Origin of the sequence: Alkalihalobacillus sp. TS-13 (assembly GCF_019720915.1) — a bacterium.
In the GTDB taxonomy this organism is placed as follows: Bacteria; Bacillota; Bacilli; order Bacillales; family Fictibacillaceae; genus Pseudalkalibacillus.
Map to the genome: position 1 here is coordinate 2,363,801 of NZ_JAHKSI010000001.1, position 20,322 is coordinate 2,384,122.

Sequence of the window (20,322 nt, forward strand, 5' to 3'; positions counted from 1 at the left end):
CTCCTTACATTATCTATGATTCTATATGGTGTTACATTAGACACAATGTAAAAAAATCCTTCCTCCAAACCGTACACAATTGTACTGTTACGTCAAAACAGGCTTGTCCGATTTTACATTTTGGACACTACCTGAAGCATTCAGGTATTTATGGGCAAATAGCATGAATTCGATCGCCATCCGTTTTTCAGAATTAGACATGAAATCATCACCCAACAGTTTTTCTAGCTTTTCAAGGCGATAATATAACGTTTGTCGTACGATGAATAACTGTTCTGCGGTTTCCTTTTTAGAGCCGCTGCACGCCAGGTATGTCCTCAATGTCTGCAAGAGCTTGCCGTTATATTTCTCATCGTATTCGAAGACTGGATTCAAGTATTCGTTGATCATGTTCTGGAACTCTTTCTGTGTTTTAACCAAACTGATTACCCTATACATATGTAGGTCTTCATAATAGTTGCAGAATCGTTCAGGCAATAAATTCCTTTGTAGCTTAATCGTTTCGACAGCCGTTTCATAGCTTTTTCCAATATCACTTAACGACTCAGTATATTGCCCCACAGCTATACTCTTAATCTGACAAGCATGTTTTTTCAGGAAATCCGTATGGAACACCCGTTGCATTCCTTTGTCTAATCGTTGTTTCCAAGAACCAGCTCCACGTTTATTAAGCAGGATATACACCGTATACCCATGCTTTTCCGTAGCAATCAGGTGAAAGCCTTGTTGTTCAAAAATAGCCCTGATGAATAGATTCAGATAAGTGATGTCTGAGCTAGTCGTTGCTGATGGCAGTTTACAAAGCGCCACTGTCCCGCCCAGAACATTCATCTTTCCTTCATAATAAATCAGGTTCTCTGAGGTTTCTTGTTCGTTGTGTTCTCCATCGAGCCAATTGTTGATCCATTCATTCTTTTCCGTCCGACGTCTCTCTTCAACATACATTTCGCGAAGAAAGAGTTGGGCGAGGACCGTCGCTGTCCGATCCAGAATAAGCAAATCGAATTCATTGATCTCCCGTTCCTTTGAAACAATGAAAATTTCTCCGTATTCCTGTTCCATCACAGGTACGGGCAGGTGGCTGATAAAAGGAGAATCGCAGGACTGATCGAGGTATGCAAGAAGAAAGCCCTGGTCCTCCTCACTCAATTCAGGCACGTACACATCCTCATCGTTCGATGTTTTCATCAACACTTGCAAGCCTGTATATTCATTCATTAACTTGAGCATTTCCTGACTATTTTCTATCGTCAGTAATTTTTGGTTCAATTTTTGTGAATATTCCTCGAGGTCCTGAATCATCTGATAGTGCTGATTGATCAGCTGGACATGGATATCTTGCGTGATGTTGACGAACTGGACTTCCTCTAAAAATAGGATGATTGGAAAACGATGGTGGTCGGCCAGCTTTATTACTTTTTCAGGAATCGTTTCAGTATAAGTCCCGATTTCGATACAAAGACCAGCCGCACCACAATCGATCAGTTGTTCAAGAAAATCTATCAGTAAAGCGTCATTGTCTTTCCAGACCACACCCGTCGATAGAATGAGTTCATTGCCGTTCAACAGTTTCCGTATATTCGGCACCTCCACGACATGAACCCATTTCACCTGTCGGGTCAGCCCTTCACTTCCTGCAATCACTTCCGTTTTCTCAAAGTGCTTCCTGCTTAAAATATCTTTTACAGCTAAACTCGAATGATGTTGCAAGTTTGGACACTCCGATCTGTGAACATCGTTGACATAGTGGGAATTTCGAAAAGATTCAAGAATTCTTACGAGCTGCTCATCGGCAAATACTTTTCCAATGTCCGAAGCATACGTTGATAAGATTCTTGTTCATCAAAATCATCTGAACGCCAATTCCTGAATACCCAGTCTGCTAATTCCTGAGGTGTATTAAAGAACTCCCCGCTGGAATCCGCCTTTCTTAACATATAACGTCCGTTGTCCTCATCAATCGTCACTTCACATGGAAACATGCTTTCTTTGCACTTCAGTGAAAATTCCATTGAAGATCTCCTTTCTTTTTTGGCTTTGTAAGTGTTGATTTCTACGAAATTTACTCCCTTTCCGCGGGCTATTGAAAAGCGGAAGCGACCCGGTTAGGCACGTAGGTCACTGGAAAACTGACGAGGAGGCTGTCGCCGCCGCAGGAAGTTTGAAGTGATCCAAGGACTGGTCGCTGAGCTGGACATCACTTCTTTGCATTTACCTACTTCCGCAAGCCTCCTTACTTGTACAGGATGTACTGACTTCGACGTTCACCATAGGACGTGGTGGTATTCAGTCGAAGTTCATTATTATAGTCGAAGATCATTTTAAAAAGTGCGGGGTCTCGCCTGGACCGCTTTTCCCGCAGGAGTGTCGTAAATTTCGCTTTAAGAAAGTTTCTATATCACATGAAAATAGAACAAAGCCTCTTTTTAAAGGATCAAACGTTTTGGCGTTGTTGAAAAATCAGACTAGAAAAGTATTTTCGAGCATCAGCTGTTTTGATATGAAGTGTCTCGGCTTCTTCTCCTAGCTTTTCAAACGTCAGGAAAGCTCCACTTAAGTTTTCCTGAACACCTTTTAATGCATAACCTTTCTCAATCATATGATCGATTTTCTCCCGTTCTAGAAGATATTCCTGGTAATCTGACATTTAGAACCTCCTCTATTCCAATGTTTTGTATTTAAAACCTGTTTGTATCAAGTTACTTTGCGTCCCTCAACTCCACTTCAGCATTTTCATCATCAAGGTTCCAATCACGGCCGACTGTAATGCCGAGAAACTTCTCATCACTCGGATCTTCAATTTCAGCTTGCTTGTATTTTTGGAAATACCAGTACTTGCAAAGCAAATAGTAACAAGCTGCTCCTAAGACGAATCCGATCAAGAAAGAATAATTCGGGAAGAAGTAAGATACTACAGCTCCGATGATCCATGCAATAAAGCCTGCAACGTTCACTCCGCCAGCGTATTTGAACTGACCTTCTGCTTTATATAGATCATAGACGTTCACACGGCGTTTCCTCAGCAAATAATAATCAGCGAATAATATACCGACGATAGCAGAAAGGATGCCCCCTACGATAAGCAATACTGGAATGATGATTCCGAACAGGCTCCACGGTTGAACAACTGTTCCTACGACACCTGCAGCAAATACACCAGCCCAAAACGGGAATTTGGGTCCTCCGACATTCGAGAAGATCGTTGCAGCAGGGACGATATTCGCTGAAATATTCGTTGACCATTGGGCGAGGACAATCATCAGCAATAGGATTGCCAGAACGAGTCCGGTCGCTGTTTCTTGAAGAGCAAGAACAGGGTCATAGTTTTGAACAGCGATATAAGCGACCGCACCGATGATGATCATGAAGGTTTGAGTCAACGGCAGAGCGATCAAACTGCCGACAATGGCACCTTTGTTCCGTTTGAACCAATTACGCTCAAACTTTGGAGCTTTAATGAAGCGTGAAATGGATGGAATATCAGCGGAGAGTGTAGCCCAGAAGCCCATGTTACTGAAGATGACGACTAAAAATGCAGTAAACGCTGCCCCACCTGTCACAGGGTTTTCAGTCCAAGTCCAAACGTTTCTGCCTTCGGCTGCGGCAGTACCCGATAATTCAAGGTAGATCCAGATTGAAATGAGGATGATCGTCGGTGCTGCCATATCGGCGAACCGCTCGACCGCTTTTATTCCTAAAGCTGTATTCAACAACTGCAAGAATGCGAAGATAAAGAAACATGCAAGCCAGTTATCAAATCCCCATAACATATTCAAAATTCCGTTCATGGCAGTTGCACCGAAATAGGTATTGATACCGAACCACATGGATGCAGCTACTCCACGGACGATGGAAGGGATATGTGTACCGATTGTTCCAAACGGAGCACGCATATAGACCGGAAACGACACACCATGTTCAATCCCGATATCTGCAATCAATGAAATGAATAGTCCGATTGCAATCGATCCAATGATCGTTGCCAATACGACTAGAGGTAAAGGCAGCGACATAACCCCTGCTCCACCAATTGCAAATGTTGCGAGTACAACAACCATCCCAACCCACATGAAGGAAAAACCTAGTGTTGTAATCTTTCTCCCGTCCTGACTGATTGGCAGCAGGTCAGGAGATTGCAAATAACTTTCCTGTTTTTTCATTACAATCACTCCTCATACCCTTTGTATAGTGCAATTGGTGTGTATCATGGTGGTTTAATAATATGCTGTCTCGTATCCTCCTTAGCACTTTATGTTGGAAACCGCCATCGTCCCCAAGTTGCATAGAACCGGGAACAATGGCACCCGGAACACTAGATTGTCAATTTTTCATCAACTGACTTCAACAATTGATTATAACGAGCACGTTTCAGATAATTTCCGGTTCCAGGCTTACCGACAAACTGCTTATCACGTATGACGAACTCCCCACGCGAAAGGACGGATACTGCTTCTCCAGTGACTTTCATTCCTTCAAATGCATTGTAATCGACCGCCATATGATGCGCTTTTGCGGAAATCGTACGTTCGACTGTCGGATCGAAAATCACGATATCTGCGTCCGCGCCGACTGTGATCGTTCCTTTCTTAGGGAACAATCCAAACAGTTTCGCAATCCGTGTCGACATGATATCGACGAATTGATTCAACGTGATCCTGCCTTTCTTGACTCCTTCTGAAAATAGAATGCTGACACGGTCTTCAATCATCGGTCCACCATTCGGAATCTTGGAGAAATCCCCTTTCCCCAAATCTTTTTGCCCTTTGAAATCAAAGGAACATTGGTCTGATCCTAATGTTTGCAGTTGACCGTTTTTCAGCGCATTCCAAAGGACATCCTGGTTCCACTTTTCACGTAACGGCGGTGACCAAACGAACTTAGCTCCTTCAAAGTCAGGTTTTTCAAGGTATGTTTGATCAAGCGTCAAGTATTGTGGGCATGTTTCCCCCCACACATCGAATCCCTTATTCCTTGCTTCTGCAATCTTCTCAACAGCATCTGCACAAGAAACATGGACGACATACAACTGCGACTTCGCCAGACCAGTTAATTGAGCAGCCCTGCCAGTTGCTTCTCCTTCCACTTCTGGCGGGCGAGTCAACGCATGGTAGATAGGATCGGTCTGCCCTTTATCCAAAGCTTCCTTCACAAGATAATCGATGACATCTCCGTTTTCCGCATGGACCATGACAAGACCGCCTTGTTCTTTTGCCATGACAAGCGTTTTGAACAGTGTTTCATCATCGGCTTGGAACACATTTTTATAAGCCATGAACACTTTGAAAGAAGTGATTCCTTCTTGATCCATGATTTGAGGCAATTGATTGAGCACATCTTCGTTCAATTCCGAAATCATCAAGTGGAAGCTGTAATCGATTACGGCTTTATCCTTCGATTTTGCATGCCATACATCGATCGCATTCTGGAGAGGTTCCCCTTTATTCGTTAAGCAAAAGTCGATAACAGTCGTGGTACCGCCGAAAGCTGCCGCAATCGTCCCTGTTTCAAAGTCATCCTTGGATACTGTTCCTCCGAACGGCATCTCCAAGTGTGTATGAGGATCGATTCCACCTGGGAATACATAACATCCTTTCGCCTCGATTTTTTCTGCACCTTGGTAATCGAGGTTTTCACCTATTGCGATAATCCGCTCGTTTTCTATTAAAATATCCGCACTGTACGTATCCGAAGCTGTGACAATCGTTCCGTTCTGAATGATTTTCTTCACGATCAAATCTCCTCCCAGACTTTATTATTATGCTTTGTTATCCTTTATTGTTGATTTTCGCGAAATTCACTCCCTTTCCGCGGGCAAACGAAAAGCGGAAGCGACCCGACAGTATTATTTAACCAAGCTATTATTTAATAGGATCCGCACTCTGGCTCCGAAGTGCCCCTAAAGTTGCCTGTCGGTCATTCCATGTCATCGGCGGGTGTTCACTAGGAACCTCAACCATATCGATTGCTCCATCGACAGGACAGACGATCGAACAAAGATTACAACCGACACAATCCTCTTCACGTACTTCCAAATAGGAATTGCCATGTCCGTCTTTCAGCATATCGATACATTGATGCGATGTATCCTCACAAGCAATATGGCACTTGTTACAGTTGATACAAACATCATTGTTGATACGGGCCACTATTTTATAATTGAGGTCCAGGTTCCCCCAATCTGAATACTTCGGAACCGACTTCCCGACAACCTCCTGTACAGAAGCAATCCCTTTTTCATCAAGGTAGTTGTTCAAGCCATCGATCATATCCTCTACGATACGGAACCCATGATGCATGGCAGCTGTACAAACCTGTACGTTAGAAGCCCCCATCAGCATGAACTCGACCGCATTCTGCCAATTCGAAACACCGCCCATGCCTGAAATCGGTACATTGATTCTCGGGCTGCGCGCACATTCGCCGACCATATTCAAAGCGATCGGTTTTACCGCTGGGCCACAATAACCGCCATGTGCTCCTTTTCCGCCAACATGAGGGATCGTATTCCATGAATCCAAATCCACACCTGCTAAACTATTGATTGTGTTGATCATGCTGATCGCATCGGCACCCCCACGTGCAGCCGCTTCAGCCGTCGCAGTGATATCGGTGATGTTCGGCGTCAGTTTGACAATGACCGGTGTCCGTGCGGCTTCCTTTGCCCAGTAGGTCTGTTTCTCAACAAGTTCAGGAACCTGCCCTGAAGCGGACCCCATCCCTCTCTCTGCCATACCGTGAGGACATCCGAAATTCAACTCAAGACCGTCTACTCCGACTTCTTCTACCTTTTTCACGATTTCATGCCACTTCTCTTGTTGTGGTTCGACCATCAAGGAAGCGACAACGGTATGGTTCGGAAAGCGTTTTTTCGTTTCATAGATTTCCTGAAGGTTCACTTCCAACGGACGGTCTGTGATCAACTCGATATTGTTGAATCCGGCTACACGTTGTCCGTTGAAGCTGACTGCAGCAAAACGAGAAGAAACGTTCAAGATCGGGTCTCCAAGAGTCTTCCAAACAGCTCCACCCCATCCCGCTTCAAACGCTCTCTGTACCTGGTAACCTGAGTTTGTCGGAGGCGCTGATGCGAGCCAAAATGGGTTCGGTGATTCAATTCCAGCCAGGTTCGTCCTTAAATCTGCCATTCAATTACTCCCCTTCCTTCTATGTTCTCCGTCAAATTTCTATGCTGTCACTGTTTCTTCTTTATATAACTTATGGATTGCGTAAGCTGCTTTTTTTCCTTGTTGGGCAGCAGTGACGACCATCGCTTCTCCTTTTCCTTTTCCAAAAACGATATCACCGCAGGCAAACACCTTCGGATTCGAAGTACGATAAGACTCTGAAACTTGTACAACACCATCGATATGTTCAAGATTGAACTGATCGATCAAACTTTGGTGTCTCGTTTGACCAATCGCTTTGATAACAGCATCGACAGGTAAAGTGAAATTGGATCCTTCGACGGGAACCGGACGCCTTCTGCCGTCCGCTCCAGGTTCACCGAGCTCCATTTTGATGCATTCGATCGCAGTGACACGCCCCTTTTCATCTCCATGGATTTTGACAGGCTGCGTCAACCAGCGGAATTCTACACCATCCTGTTTAGCAAATTCGTATTCGAAATCATAGGCACTCATCTCATCTTTCGTTCGTCGATAAAGGATTTTTACATTACCGGCACCTAGACGGACTGAACAAGTCGCACCATCGATTGCAGTGTTCCCTGCACCAATGACGACTACGTTCTTTCCGATAAAATCATTGGATAACCGTTTGGTTTTGGTGTCTTTGACGAACTCAATTGCGTCATGCACACCTTCCAAATCCTCCCCCTCAATTCCGAGATCCGGAACATGGCCCATGCCAGCTGCTAAAACAACATGATCAAAAGAATCCAACATTTCATCCGCAGAAATATCCCTGCCTACAACTGTATTGGTACGGATCTTTACATCAAGACCTTTTACTTGATCGACTTCCCAATACGAGATTTCTTGCGGCAAACGGAAGGATACGATTCCGTAAGTATTCAAGCCTCCCGCTGTCGGTGATGCTTCAAAAATCGTCACATCGTAACCCAGCAATGCCAGCTCACGTGCAGTTGATAGACCAGCAGGACCCCCTCCGACAATGGCAACCGATTTTCCATTGCTTTGACCTTTTCGGAACAACACCTGATCGTTCTTGATTGCCCAATCCGTGGCATATCGTTGCAAGTCACCAATCATAATCGGCTTAGTGGAATGATTGAGGACACAAGCCCCTTCACATAATTCTTCTGTCGGACAAACACGCGCGCAGCTTGCACCGACTGGGTTCGCTGTCATGATCGTCTTCGCAGAACCTGTTACATTTCCAGATGCGATTTTTTTAATAAACGTTGGAATGTCAATGCCGGTGGGACATGCCTGTATACAGGGTGCGTCATAGCAATAAAGACACCGGTTTGCTTCTTCAACCGCTTCACGTTCGGATAGTGCTGGATGGACTTCTTGAAAGTTTTTCGGAAGTTCTGTCAGTGAAATATGCAGCTTTTCAGATTTCCCCACGTCAAAGCCCCCTTTTGGAGTTGTTAGATTGTTTAACTAAATACATGAATAAAGGTGACTCAAAACCTGGTGTAAAGTCATAAGTCACCTTATTTGCCGCTTACGGTAGTAGCGATGTCATTTCGCCATATGTTTCAGGTCTGCGATCACGATAGAACTGCCATACATCACGTACTTCACGGATCATTTTCTTATTCATTTCACCAATGATGACCTCGTCCTGGTCACGGCTTCCCATTGCTACGAAATTCCCCCGAGGATCTACAAGATAGGATTGGCCATAGAATTCACCCATGTTCCACGGTCCTTCTGTCCCCACTCGGTTGATCGCACCCAAATAGTAGCCGTTGGCAACTGCATGGGCAGGCTGCTCCAGCTTCCATAAGTACTCTGAAAGGCCTGCGACAGTTGCAGAAGGATTAAAGACGACTTCTGCTCCTCTCAAACCTAGTAATCTTGCACCCTCTGGGAAATGGCGATCGTAACAAATATATACGCCTACTTTCGCAAAAGCTGTATCAAATACCGGATAACCTAGATTCCCTGGCTTGAAGTAATATTTCTCCCAAAAACCACAGCCCTCATCTCCAACCTTTACATGAGGAATATGCTGTTTGCGGTATTTTCCGAGATAAGATCCATCCGCATCGATGACTGCTGCTGTATTATAGTAGGTGGCGATTCCTTCACGCTCATAGATCGGCAAGATGATAACGACACCGAGTTCGCGGGCAAGCGCCTGAAACTGAGTCGTAGTTGGACCATTCGGAATCTCTTCAGCAGAGTCGTACCATTTTGAATTTTGCTCTGCACAAAAATAAGGTCCATAGAAAATTTCTTGTAGACAAATGATCTGTGCACCCTTCTCTGCTGCTTCTCTTACAAGCTTGACATGTTTTTCAATTGATTTTTCCTTATGGACGGCTACTGGCTCATTGCCATCCACATCATGAATCGCTTGAATCAGACCAATTTTCACTAAATCAGACATCTACATTTCCTCCTTCAATTCTTTTGATCTTGTATGTTGCAAAAACAAAAGGAATAACGACTTAAAATTTGACTGAATTATTTGAATCTTAAGTTTATTTTACGGTGTCGAAAGAAGGTTTACATTTTACAAAACGTAAAAACATCAGACTTCATTTTTGTTCAAAATGTAAAGTGTGTAATAACTCGTGGGGTTCGGTCGTTCAATAATGCAGGTGGAACATCGGCGTAGTTCACTTATTTTAGAGGTTTTATTGAGGAAAATATGAGTTGGATTGACAATAGTTTTTCCAGGAGAACTTCAGCCCCTCCTTTAACCTATATTTGAAAAACAAGCTGTTAGAGTAAAAACATATCATATGTTTTTTACGAAGATTGTAGAATGATCGAAGAAAAAAACTGTTTTTTTGTCGTTTTTGTAATTTTCTTAAAATAAATTCCGTAACTTTTTACTTTATGTTAAAGTTTAGTTCAAAAGTGTCCAATATAGCATTCGAATACAGTCTTCAGTTTACGATCAAAATTTGATGGAAAAGGTGTTGCATACCTAATGAATTTGATGATGGTCATAATCGTGTTCATCGGTGGAATTGCAGTTGCTGTTCAAGCTGGTGTGAATGGTGGTCTTGGAAAACAGGTCGGGGTCATTGAAGGTGCATTTCTGTCTTTTCTTATTGGGACTGTCACCCTGTTTCTTATGATGATCTTTTTCGGAAAAGGGAACATCTTGCAAGCAACAGCTGTGCCACGATGGCAGCTGATCGGTGGTGTGCTTGGCGCATTTTATGTGTTTGCAATGGTATTGGCTGTTCCGAAAATCGGCGTTGCTGCTTCACTTATATCTGTTATAGCAGCACAACTTATCACTAGTTCTGTCATCGATCACTTCGGCTGGCTTGGAATGAAACAAATTCCAATTGACGGAAAACGGATTCTAGGATTTTGTTTCTTGATCACCGCACTTTATCTGTTTACGAGAAAATAAGGTAAATCATACGTTTTTCACAAGTAGATTCGCATATGAATTCTCAAGAAAAAGAGCTCGAATTTGAGCTCTTTTCTCCGTTTTTATAATGATGGGTTTACGCCATTAACGCTATTTGTCATTATTATCCTTTTATAAAACCATCCTTTTGTGTATTAACCATAAAACAGCACCGAAAATATTGTGATGTGAGCACGTTGTCTTGACCTGAACATAATCGATATAATTTTCTTAACAATCAAATAGTTAAACGAATTTGGTCGTTTACCTTCCCCTGGCAACAGGGAAAAGTGTCGATAAGGAAGGTGTGGTGAGCTTGGAGGTCATAAGTAAACGGTTCTTCTTGTATCTCTCCAACAACAAGTTATTAGATCGATTAGCAAAACGTTGGGGATCAAGATTTGGGGCTGACAAGATTATAGGGGGAGAAACATTCTCTCATGCAATTCCTTTGATCAGACAACTGAACCATGATGGATTTCAAGTTACAGTCGATCACTTGGGGGAATTCGTCAATTCCGTTGATGAGGCAAGGAAACATGCGCAGGAGTGTCTCCAGAGTATTTGTTCTATTACTCATCATCAACTGGATTCTGAGGTCTCTGTGAAACTGACATCATTGGGTCTTGATATCAGTCATGAATTGGTTATGGAAAACATGGAACTGATTTTGTCAAAGGCAAAGGAAAATGGAATCACGGTGACCATTGACATGGAGGATTCCTCTAGATGCAATGCAACTCTTGAGATTTATAAGACATTAAAGCAGAAATACAGGAATGTGGGAACTGTGATTCAATCCTACCTCTATCGATCTAATGAGGATGTCGATGATCTTCAAAGTTATGCTCCCTATCTAAGACTTGTAAAGGGAGCTTACAAGGAATCCGGTAAAGTGGCTTTTCTTGAGAAGCGAATGGTTGATGAAAATTTAAAACGGCTCATCAAGAAAAATCTCTTGAATGGGCATTACACTGCTGTTGCTAGCCATGATGACGCCATGATCGATTACACCAAAGAATTGGTAGAAGAACACGGAATACCGAGAGACCGTTTCGAGTTTCAAATGCTCTTTGGAATGAGAAGCCAATTGCAGACCGATCTTGTGAAAGAAGGATATACAGTCCGTGTTTATCTGCCTTATGGGGAAGATTGGTACGGCTATTTCATGAGACGTTTAGCTGAAAGACCCGAAAATATTGCCTTTGCAATCAAAGGAATTTTCAGTAAGTAAAATTTGAAAGGAGAATTTCATTATGGTAACACCTTATAAACACGAACCATTTACTGATTTCACCCTAGAGGAGAATATTAAAGCTTTCGAAGAGGCTTTACGGAAAGTAAAAGAAGAATTGGGTCAAAAACACGATCTACTTGTAAACGGAGAAAGAATTCGTTCCGAAGAACAAATTGTTTCTAGAAACCCTGCTAATACAAAACAAGTTGTGGGTTATGTCTCAAAAGCGAATCAAGAGATTGCTGATCAAGCTGTAGAATCCGCTTCAGAGGCTTTTAAAAGTTGGAGAAAATGGGATGAAAGAGCACGTGCTGAATTACTTTTCCGTGCAGCAAGCATCATTAGACGACGTAAGCATGAATTTTCCGCGTATTTGGTTTACGAAGTAGGTAAACCCTGGAAGGAAGCGGATGCAGACACAGCTGAAGCGATCGATTTCTTAGAATATTACGGCCGGCAAATGATTGAATTGAAAGAAGGTAAACCAGTTGAAAGCCGTCCGGGTGAACAGAACCGCTACATTTATACGCCAACTGGGGTAGCTGTCGTTATACCACCTTGGAACTTGGCTCTGGCTATTATGGCGGGTACCACTGTCGCACCGCTTGTCACAGGTAGTACAGTCGTACTGAAGCCTGCCAGCAACAGTCCAGTAATCGCAGCCAAATTCGTCGAGGTGTTAGAAGAAGCTGGCCTGCCGAAAGGCGTCTTGAACTTCGTACCTGGAAGCGGCGGAGAAGTTGGTGACTATCTTGTCGATCATCCGAAAACCTCCCTTATTTCCTTTACAGGTTCACGCGCAACTGGAACTCGTATCATCAAGCGTGCTGCTGAAATCCAGGAAGGTCAGAATCATTTGAAACAAGTGATTGCTGAAATGGGCGGTAAGGATACAGTTGTCGTTGATAACCAATCCAACTTAGAAACAGCTGCTGAAGCAATCGTAATATCTGCCTTTGGCTTTTCCGGGCAAAAATGTTCATCAGGTTCACGTGCTGTCGTCCATGAAGATGTTTATGACGAAGTGCTCGAAAGGGTGAAAAGACGGACTGAAGAATTGACCGTTGGGAATGCTTCAGAGCAAAATGTTTATATGGGGCCGGTGGTCGATCAAAGTGCCTTTGACAAAGTGATGAGTTATATCGAAACCGGGAAAGAAGAAGGACGCCTTATCACTGGTGGGAAAGGTGATGATTCTGAAGGCTACTTTATCGAACCTACTATTTTTGCTGATCTCGATCCTAATTCCCGTATGCAACAGGAGGAAATATTCGGTCCTGTCGTTTGCTTCACAAAAGCGAAAAATTTCGATGAGGCAATCGAGATTGCCAACAATACTGAATATGGATTAACAGGTGCGGTCATCTCTGATAACCGGGAACACCTTGAAAAAGCAAAATACGATTTCCATGTAGGTAACCTATACTTCAATCGCAATTGCACAGGTGCCATTGTTGGTTACCAACCGTTCGGAGGATTTAAAATGTCAGGCACCGATTCTAAAGCGGGCGGTCCTGATTACTTGGCGCTTCATATGCTAGCCAAGACAATTTCGGAAAAATATTAATCCGATACCCCGTTTTCTAGGTTCATCTAACTAAGCTCTCCCATCAACCGGGAGAGCTTTTTCCTTTTCATTCCGAAATAACCCGCTATAATAGGGTATAATAGCCCCCACGGAAAGGTAAGGATTCCTATGGAAATAAAAGAATTGATCCTCCAAGCAGAAGATATTCATAAAGCAACGGAACTGATTAGCTCAAAGCTAGGTAACCCTGTGATTATTGAAAATAAAAATTTCGAATTGATCTCTTACAGTTCTTCATTCGATCAATTCGATCTAACACAGCAGAAAACAATCCTTTCGAAGAAATGTCCAATCTTCATTATTGATCGACTGAAGAAAGAAGGAATTGTTCACCGCCTTGAGAAACATTCTGACCCGATCCGTGTCCATTCTATGGAGGAGTTAGGATTCCACCAACGTGTTGTAATTGCAGCCAAGTACCTTGGAAATACCATGGGATACATTTGGATCCAGGAATCCGACAAACTTTTACAAAGTGATGATCTTGCCTTCCTAGAAGAGATCTCCCCTCACCTTGGTCATTTGATCAATGATGTTTATTCAGAGGATAATGCCAAAAAGGGAAGAAAAGAGGAAATTTGGTGGCAGTTGCTTCATCACGAATATGGAAGTGAAAGTCAATTACGCCATGATGCATCATTGGCTAAGCTCACATTACCAGAACGGTTTTCTGTTGTCGTTTTTTCTATAACAGCATCTCCGTATAAATCTATGCTCGATCATCTTGAGAAGATGGTCCACAATTCTTATATTCATTCACAAATTTATGCTTTGAAAACTGAATACCAAGTAATATTGGTTCTCTACGGTAAATCAGACAAGAAGTTTTCTTCGCTGGAATTAGCCAGGAGTATGATTGAAAAGGTCAAGGATGAAACAGGCGAAGAAAAATTTTATAACTTTTTGATCGGGGTTGGAAAAGAATACACCTCATTGTATCATTTGAGAAAAAGTTTTCTAGAAGCCCTTGAGGTCATTGAAACGGCAAACTTTATCAGCCCTCGTCCTGAATCGATGCCACGGGAATTCGCTCATCTTGGAATATATCGTTACTTAGCCACTCTCTATGAAAAGAACAGTTCTAAAGACTACTATAGTGATGATTTATTATCATTGATTAAGAATGATGCAGAAAAACAGACGGATCTGCTTCGAACGCTTGAAGTGTATTTAGCTAATGACGGGAAAGGTAAACAGACCGCAAATGAATTGTTCATTCATCCGAACACCTTGAATTACCGGATAAAAAAAATACAAGAACTAACGAATATCGATTTCAACGACTTCAATATGAAAGTCTACCTATATACTGAATTGTTATTACTCAACAATGTCGAAGCTTACTATCAACGGTATAAAGGTGCTGTTAAAGAAATTTGATCACAAACATAGATTTTTCAAAAGAACTCCTGCGATAATAGCAGAAGTTCTTTAATGTATTGAGACACTGCTCAAAGATTGAGAACAAAAATTTTGTCTCTCGTCATGGATTCAATACTTGGACTTATTCCCTGTGCGCCAAGGTCGAATTTTTTGGTATCGATAAATGGCTGAACTCGTTCTGTTTTAGTATTCGATTGTATTACTATCCTTTTCTTTTAATGAAGTCTCATGTATACTAGAATCAAATTTAATAGAAGTAACTAGGGGAGTCCGATATGTTTGGGCTGAGAGAGAAACACGTTAAAGTTTCTTGACCCTTTGGACCTGATCTGGATCATACCAGCGTGGGGAAGTTAGATATTACCTCTTATTTGAGATGATACTTCTACATATGAAGCCGGGTCCATGTTTTTTTGGAATCCGGCTTTTTTATGTTCAGTTTTATTTCATGCCGTTGTCTTGTTCTGGATCTCGTCCTTTCAGAATCTAAAAAAAGGAGAGATTGATCAATGCCAGCAACCTCATTGAATGAAAAAAACATTTCTATCATGTCAAGTTTCTCAGGTAGTAAGAAAGTTTACGTACAAGGTTCAAGGCCTGATATCAAGGTACCGATGCGAGAAATTGAATTGAATCCGACAACAGGTTCTTTTGGTGAAGAAGAAAATATGCCAGTACGCGTCTACGATACAAGCGGTCCTTATACGGATGATGATTATTCAGTCGATATTACAAAAGGCCTTCCTCCACTTCGGAGTAGATGGATTCATGAACGGGGCGATGTTGAAGAATATCAAGGTCGAGACATAAAGCCTGAAGATAATGGTTATCGTGATAAAGATGACCCTCGTGCCAACCATAACGTATTTCCTGGTTTGAAACGTAACCCATTACGAGCAAAGAAAGAAAGAAATGTTACACAGCTCCATTATGCAAAAAAGGGAATCATCACTCCAGAAATGGAATTTATTGCATTAAGGGAAGATATGGAACCGGATTTTGTACGGGATGAAGTTGCAAGAGGCCGTGCGATCATCCCTGCTAATATCAACCATCCAGAGATAGAGCCAATGATCATAGGACGTAAATTCCATGTTAAAATCAACGCGAATATTGGGAACTCAGCTGTTTCATCTTCTATCGAGGAAGAGGTTGAAAAAATGACATGGGCGACTCGCTGGGGTGCAGATAATATCATGGATCTTTCAACAGGGAAAGATATCCATACAACGCGTGAATGGATTATCCGCAATTCAGCAGTCCCTGTTGGCACCGTTCCGATTTATCAAGCACTTGAAAAAGTAAATGGTATTGCTGAGGACCTTACTTGGGAGGTTTACCGTGATACCTTGATTGAACAAGCTGAGCAAGGTGTTGATTACTTCACCATTCATGCGGGTGTCCTTTTACAATATGTTCCGTTAACAGCAAAACGTTTGACAGGAATTGTGTCACGTGGCGGTTCGATCATGGCACAATGGTGTCTATATCATCATAAAGAAAGCTTTTTATATACCCACTTCGAAGAAATTTGTGAAATTATGAAATCTTATGACGTGGCATTCTCTTTAGGAGATGGTTTACGTCCTGGGTCCATTGCAGATGCGAATGATGAAGCACAGTTTGCAGAGCTGGAGACTCTTGGGGAGTTAACAAAGATTGCATGGGAGCACGACGTACAGGTTATGGTGGAAGGTCCTGGACATGTGCCGATGCATCTTATAAAAGAAAACATGGATAAGCAACTTGAACTATGTAAGGAAGCTCCATTCTATACACTTGGACCTCTGACAACCGATATAGCACCTGGTTATGATCACATTACGTCTGCTATCGGAGCTGCAATGATTGGTTGGTATGGAACGGCCATGCTTTGTTATGTCACACCAAAAGAACATTTAGGACTACCGAATAGAGATGATGTTCGTGAAGGAGTCATCACCTACAAAATCGCTGCACATGCTGCTGATCTGGCAAAAGGACATCCAGGTTCACACAAAAGAGATGATGCCTTATCAAAAGCTCGTTTTGAATTCCGTTGGAGAGATCAATTCAATTTATCCTTGGATCCTGAAAGAGCATTGGAATATCATGATGAAACTCTACCTGCTGAAGGTGCAAAAACAGCACATTTCTGTTCAATGTGCGGACCGAAATTTTGCAGTATGAGAATCTCACAAGATATCCGTAATTATGCAAAGGAATACAATCTTGATACGAAGGAAGCGATTGAAAAAGGGATGAAGGAAAAAGCAGAAGAGTTTAAGCAATCTGGAGGTAATCTATATCAGTAACTTTCTGAGGAGGTTATATTACAGTGGATGCTCATAAAATTGAAAGGGAAATTAATCAACACAAAGCTCACCTTGCTTTTTTGGAGAAACGTCTAAAAGATTTACAGCAAAATTGTGATCATCATTTTCAAGGTGATTACAATTATGAAATATGTTTAAAGTGTAATAAAGTCAACGTGTTATATTATTAAGATGTGAAAATAAAGCAGCGAAATTCAAAATGGGGGCTATCCCAAAAGTAACTGAGTCTCTCCGAACTTAACAACATTTAGAAAAATCGTGGTTTGATTCAAAATGTTGTGTTGGAGGTGTCTGACACTTTTCTTTTGGGACACCCCTGAATATGGGTTATCAATTATTTTACTGGTAGCTTGGGAAGGTATTTAACTCTATTATTATATTGAATAACTAAATTTTCATTTAAATAAAGAGTCATTATACTTAAATCAAATTTAATAGAAGTGACTAGGGGAATCCAATATGTTTGGGCAGATTTGGATCCGGCTTTTTTATGACAAAGCTCCATTATGCAAAAAATGGAATAATTACTCCAGAAATCGAATTTATCGCATGGAGGGAAGATATGAAACCTGAATCCACAAAAAACCTTTGCCTTAATTCGGCAAGGTTTTTTTATTTCCTGTATTTAATGACCTTCTATTTAGTATTGGTACCACGAAACGTCATAAAGGATTGACTTATATTATATTTCTAAATAAATGTATAAATGTTTTCTTTATATTTTCTATCAGCTTTTAATAATTTCTTTCATTACATCTTTTCAATCCAATCATTGCTCCACTAAAAACAGTAGGAGAAACATTTTTATGAACTTCATTTTACACACAGTGAGTATTGGACAACCCCCTCATTACATTACGAGCCTCTAGCTTTTATATTGATGGGCACGTTTTTTATCATACGTCATAAAAACCTATTATTATTTTACTTTCATTACTGGAATATTTTTTTCTTATTATTGTCCTCTTCAATTACCAACTTAACCGCAGTTTTTGCATGTATGCTTGTAGTATCAAACAGTTTCATGCTTGTGTCACTCTGTTGGACCAGGAGTGAGATTTCAGTACAACCAAGTATCACAGCCTGGGCACCCCTCTCTCTTAACCGTTCGATCACCTCAAGATATCGTTCCTTCGAGTGCTGAAGCGTTTTCCCTTGGCATAGTTCATTAAAAATGACGTTGTGAACCATTTCCTTATCCTCTTCGTCGGGTGTGATAACTTTAATATCGTGCTTCATTTGGAAACGATCCTTATAAAAGTTCTTATCCATTGTATATTTTGTCCCTAATAGCCCGACACAGTCTAGACCAGCTTCTTTGATTTTGGAAGCAGTCGAATCTACGATATGCAATAAAGGAACAGATAGATTGCTCTGTACTTCTTCTGCCATCTTATGCATTGTATTTGTACATATCAAAATCAAGTCAGCGCCTGCTCTTTCTAACGTAACCGCTGCATCGACCATTTTTGCGGTAGCCAAATCCCATGCCCCGGATTTTTGCAGTCGGACAATCTCCTCAAAATCAAATGAATAGAGCAGACACTTCGCTGAGTGTACTCCTCCCAATTCCAATCTTACTTGTTCATTGATGATCCGATAATATTCCGAAGTAGACTCCCAGCTTAAACCGCCAATTAAACCTATTGTTTTCATCCTCTTTACCTCCAATTGAATTTATGAGAAGGATAACATGATATACTGGTATGTAATAGAACCAATTTATCATCATTTTTATAGTACCAATTTAAACTGGGAGGATTTTCTTTGCTGAACTTTTCTGTTAATCGACTTTCTGATAAGACACTACCCCAACAGGTTTATGATCAAATAAGCAACAGGATATTGAACAATGAGTTCCAAGCTGGAGAGCGACTTCCTTCTTCCAGGGAGCTTGCAACGAATATCGGTGTGTCACGGAATGTTGTCTTGGAAGCATATGACCAATTGATGATTGAAGGCTATATAGAAGTCAGGCCTGGTTCTGGAACTTATGTATCACAAGGTTCCTCCTTATTGGTTAAAAAATCAGAGCAACCATCACTATCAGAAGATCAACATATTGTTTCGGATCTCTTTCCATCGGTTGATTCAATAGACTTTAAAGCAAGCAACCCTGCCATGGACTATTTCCCGAGAAGCATCTGGGGGAATCTTACCAAGGAAGTTTGTTTACAGTCAGAGGATCGATTATTTGGGTATAACCCTTCCCAGGGGATCACCGAGTTAAGAAATGTTTTAAGACGTTATCTTTCAAGAGTTAGAGGCGTGAATTGCCATCCTGAACAAATCATCATTACAACAGGGGCGACACAAGGTCTTTATTTGATCACAAAGTTTCTGACGACTCAAAACAAAAAAGTGATCATTGAGGATCCGATTGCTGATGAGATGCTTCCTATCTTTCAAAATGCCGGAGCGGATGTATTGCCAGTACCAGTAGATGAAAGGGGCATCGTAACCGACAGCTTGCCAACACATCATGATCCCAGTTTTATATTCGTCGTTCCATCCCATCAATTTCCATTGGGTGGCACCTTGCCTATCCAGAGAAGAATCCAATTGATTGAATACGCAAGGGAACATAACGCTTATATAGTAGAGGATGATTATGACAGCGAGTTCACTTATGAGGGAATTCCTGTCGCTTCTATGCAAGGGTTGGATCCTGAAAATGTCATATATGTCGGTACATTCAGTAAGATCCTATCTCCTTCCCTCAGGATCGGGTATATGGTATTGCCCTGGGGACTTGTGAGACAAATCCGTCAAAAGAAATGGTATTTGGATAGACACACTGGTACGATCGATCAGATGGTCCTCGCTCATTTCATCAAAGAAGGCTATCTCGATCGCCATGTAAGAAGGATGAAAGGTATTTATAAACAGAGAAGGAAGGCAATGGTCCATTCGATCAGCAAACACTTCAGCAATTTCAAAATCCATGGTAAAGCAGCTGGAATGCATCTGGTATTGGAATTGGAGGGAGTTGATTTCACTGAAAAATTGGTCAATCGTATAAAAGACCAAGGCGTAATCGTCTATCCAATCAAACCCTACGCCATTTCAAAAAGGAAACATAAAAATAAGATTGTTATGGGATATGGTAGTTTAACCGAAGATTTAATCGAAGAAGGGGTTTCACGCATAAAGACAGTTTTAGAGAATTTTTAAGGGAAATGAATTTGATCTTTCACCTATGATGGCTCCTTCTAGGATATAAAGTAAGGGATTCTTACAGTCAACTGATTCTTTATACCTATCACAACCTC

General features: G+C 41.6%; 15 protein-coding genes and 1 riboswitch. Of the genes, 6 read left to right on the plus strand and 9 right to left on the minus strand.

Annotated elements, in window-relative coordinates; all coding sequences use genetic code 11:
- Window positions 1–87: 87 nt before the first annotated feature.
- From KOL94_RS11595 to KOL94_RS11630, 8 genes are all read right to left on the minus strand, one after another.
- Window positions 88–1,710 (minus strand): PucR family transcriptional regulator, encoded by a 1,623-nt coding sequence (locus KOL94_RS11595; protein WP_221566580.1) that lies wholly within the window; start codon window positions 1,708–1,710, stop codon window positions 88–90.
- 65 nt (window positions 1,711–1,775) lie between these two features.
- Entirely contained in the window at window positions 1,776–2,012 is a 237-nt protein-coding gene (locus KOL94_RS11600) for a hypothetical protein (protein WP_221566581.1), read from the minus strand.
- Between the two features lie 422 nt (window positions 2,013–2,434).
- Window positions 2,435–2,647 (minus strand): hypothetical protein, encoded by a 213-nt coding sequence (locus KOL94_RS11605; protein WP_221566582.1) that lies wholly within the window; start codon window positions 2,645–2,647, stop codon window positions 2,435–2,437.
- A 52-nt stretch (window positions 2,648–2,699) separates the two neighbouring features.
- Window positions 2,700–4,160 carry an NCS1 family transporter gene (locus tag KOL94_RS11610; protein WP_221566583.1) on the minus strand — a complete coding sequence of 487 codons (1,461 nt, stop codon included), beginning with the start codon at window positions 4,158–4,160 and terminating at the stop codon, window positions 2,700–2,702.
- A gap of 152 nt (window positions 4,161–4,312) precedes the next feature.
- Entirely contained in the window at window positions 4,313–5,728 is a 1,416-nt protein-coding gene (hydA, locus tag KOL94_RS11615; RefSeq protein WP_221566584.1) for a dihydropyrimidinase, read from the minus strand.
- 130 nt (window positions 5,729–5,858) lie between these two features.
- Complete coding sequence (gene preA / locus KOL94_RS11620; protein ID WP_221566585.1) at window positions 5,859–7,145, minus strand: NAD-dependent dihydropyrimidine dehydrogenase subunit PreA; 1,287 nt, start codon at window positions 7,143–7,145, stop codon at window positions 5,859–5,861.
- Window positions 7,146–7,184: 39 nt separating this feature from the next.
- The gene (locus KOL94_RS11625) at window positions 7,185–8,552 is read right to left on the minus strand and encodes an NAD(P)-dependent oxidoreductase (RefSeq protein ID WP_483298074.1); all 1,368 of its coding nucleotides are present in this window, start codon (window positions 8,550–8,552) and stop codon (window positions 7,185–7,187) included.
- Window positions 8,553–8,652: 100 nt separating this feature from the next.
- A complete protein-coding gene (locus KOL94_RS11630; RefSeq protein ID WP_221566586.1) occupies window positions 8,653–9,543 on the minus strand; it encodes a nitrilase-related carbon-nitrogen hydrolase in 891 nt (296 codons plus the stop codon).
- Window positions 9,544–10,092: 549 nt separating this feature from the next.
- Between KOL94_RS11630 and KOL94_RS11635 the strand changes: the two genes are divergently transcribed.
- The 5 genes from KOL94_RS11635 to thiC all read left to right on the plus strand — a co-directional run bounded on the left by KOL94_RS11635 (window position 10,093) and on the right by thiC (window position 17,029).
- On the plus strand, window positions 10,093–10,527 hold the full coding sequence (locus KOL94_RS11635; protein WP_221566587.1) for a DMT family transporter: 435 nt from the start codon (window positions 10,093–10,095) through the stop codon (window positions 10,525–10,527).
- A 316-nt stretch (window positions 10,528–10,843) separates the two neighbouring features.
- Window positions 10,844–11,761, plus strand: a complete 918-nt coding sequence (locus KOL94_RS11640) for a proline dehydrogenase family protein (protein ID WP_221566588.1) — start codon at window positions 10,844–10,846, stop codon at window positions 11,759–11,761.
- A 22-nt stretch (window positions 11,762–11,783) separates the two neighbouring features.
- Window positions 11,784–13,331, plus strand: a complete 1,548-nt coding sequence (gene pruA / locus KOL94_RS11645; protein ID WP_221566589.1) for an L-glutamate gamma-semialdehyde dehydrogenase — start codon at window positions 11,784–11,786, stop codon at window positions 13,329–13,331.
- A gap of 129 nt (window positions 13,332–13,460) precedes the next feature.
- Window positions 13,461–14,732 (plus strand): PucR family transcriptional regulator, encoded by a 1,272-nt coding sequence (locus KOL94_RS11650; RefSeq protein WP_221566590.1) that lies wholly within the window; start codon window positions 13,461–13,463, stop codon window positions 14,730–14,732.
- 255 nt (window positions 14,733–14,987) lie between these two features.
- A riboswitch (TPP riboswitch) is annotated at window positions 14,988–15,103 on the plus strand.
- Window positions 15,104–15,244: 141 nt separating this feature from the next.
- Complete coding sequence (gene thiC / locus KOL94_RS11655; RefSeq protein ID WP_221566591.1) at window positions 15,245–17,029, plus strand: phosphomethylpyrimidine synthase ThiC; 1,785 nt, start codon at window positions 15,245–15,247, stop codon at window positions 17,027–17,029.
- Window positions 17,030–17,983: 954 nt separating this feature from the next.
- On the opposite strand, the gene KOL94_RS11660 is transcribed toward thiC, so the two are convergent.
- Window positions 17,984–18,706 carry an aspartate/glutamate racemase family protein gene (locus KOL94_RS11660; RefSeq protein WP_221566592.1) on the minus strand — a complete coding sequence of 241 codons (723 nt, stop codon included), beginning with the start codon at window positions 18,704–18,706 and terminating at the stop codon, window positions 17,984–17,986.
- Between the two features lie 111 nt (window positions 18,707–18,817).
- Between KOL94_RS11660 and pdxR the strand changes: the two genes are divergently transcribed.
- Window positions 18,818–20,224 (plus strand): MocR-like pyridoxine biosynthesis transcription factor PdxR, encoded by a 1,407-nt coding sequence (pdxR, locus tag KOL94_RS11665; RefSeq protein ID WP_221566593.1) that lies wholly within the window; start codon window positions 18,818–18,820, stop codon window positions 20,222–20,224.
- Window positions 20,225–20,322 lie beyond the last annotated feature (98 nt).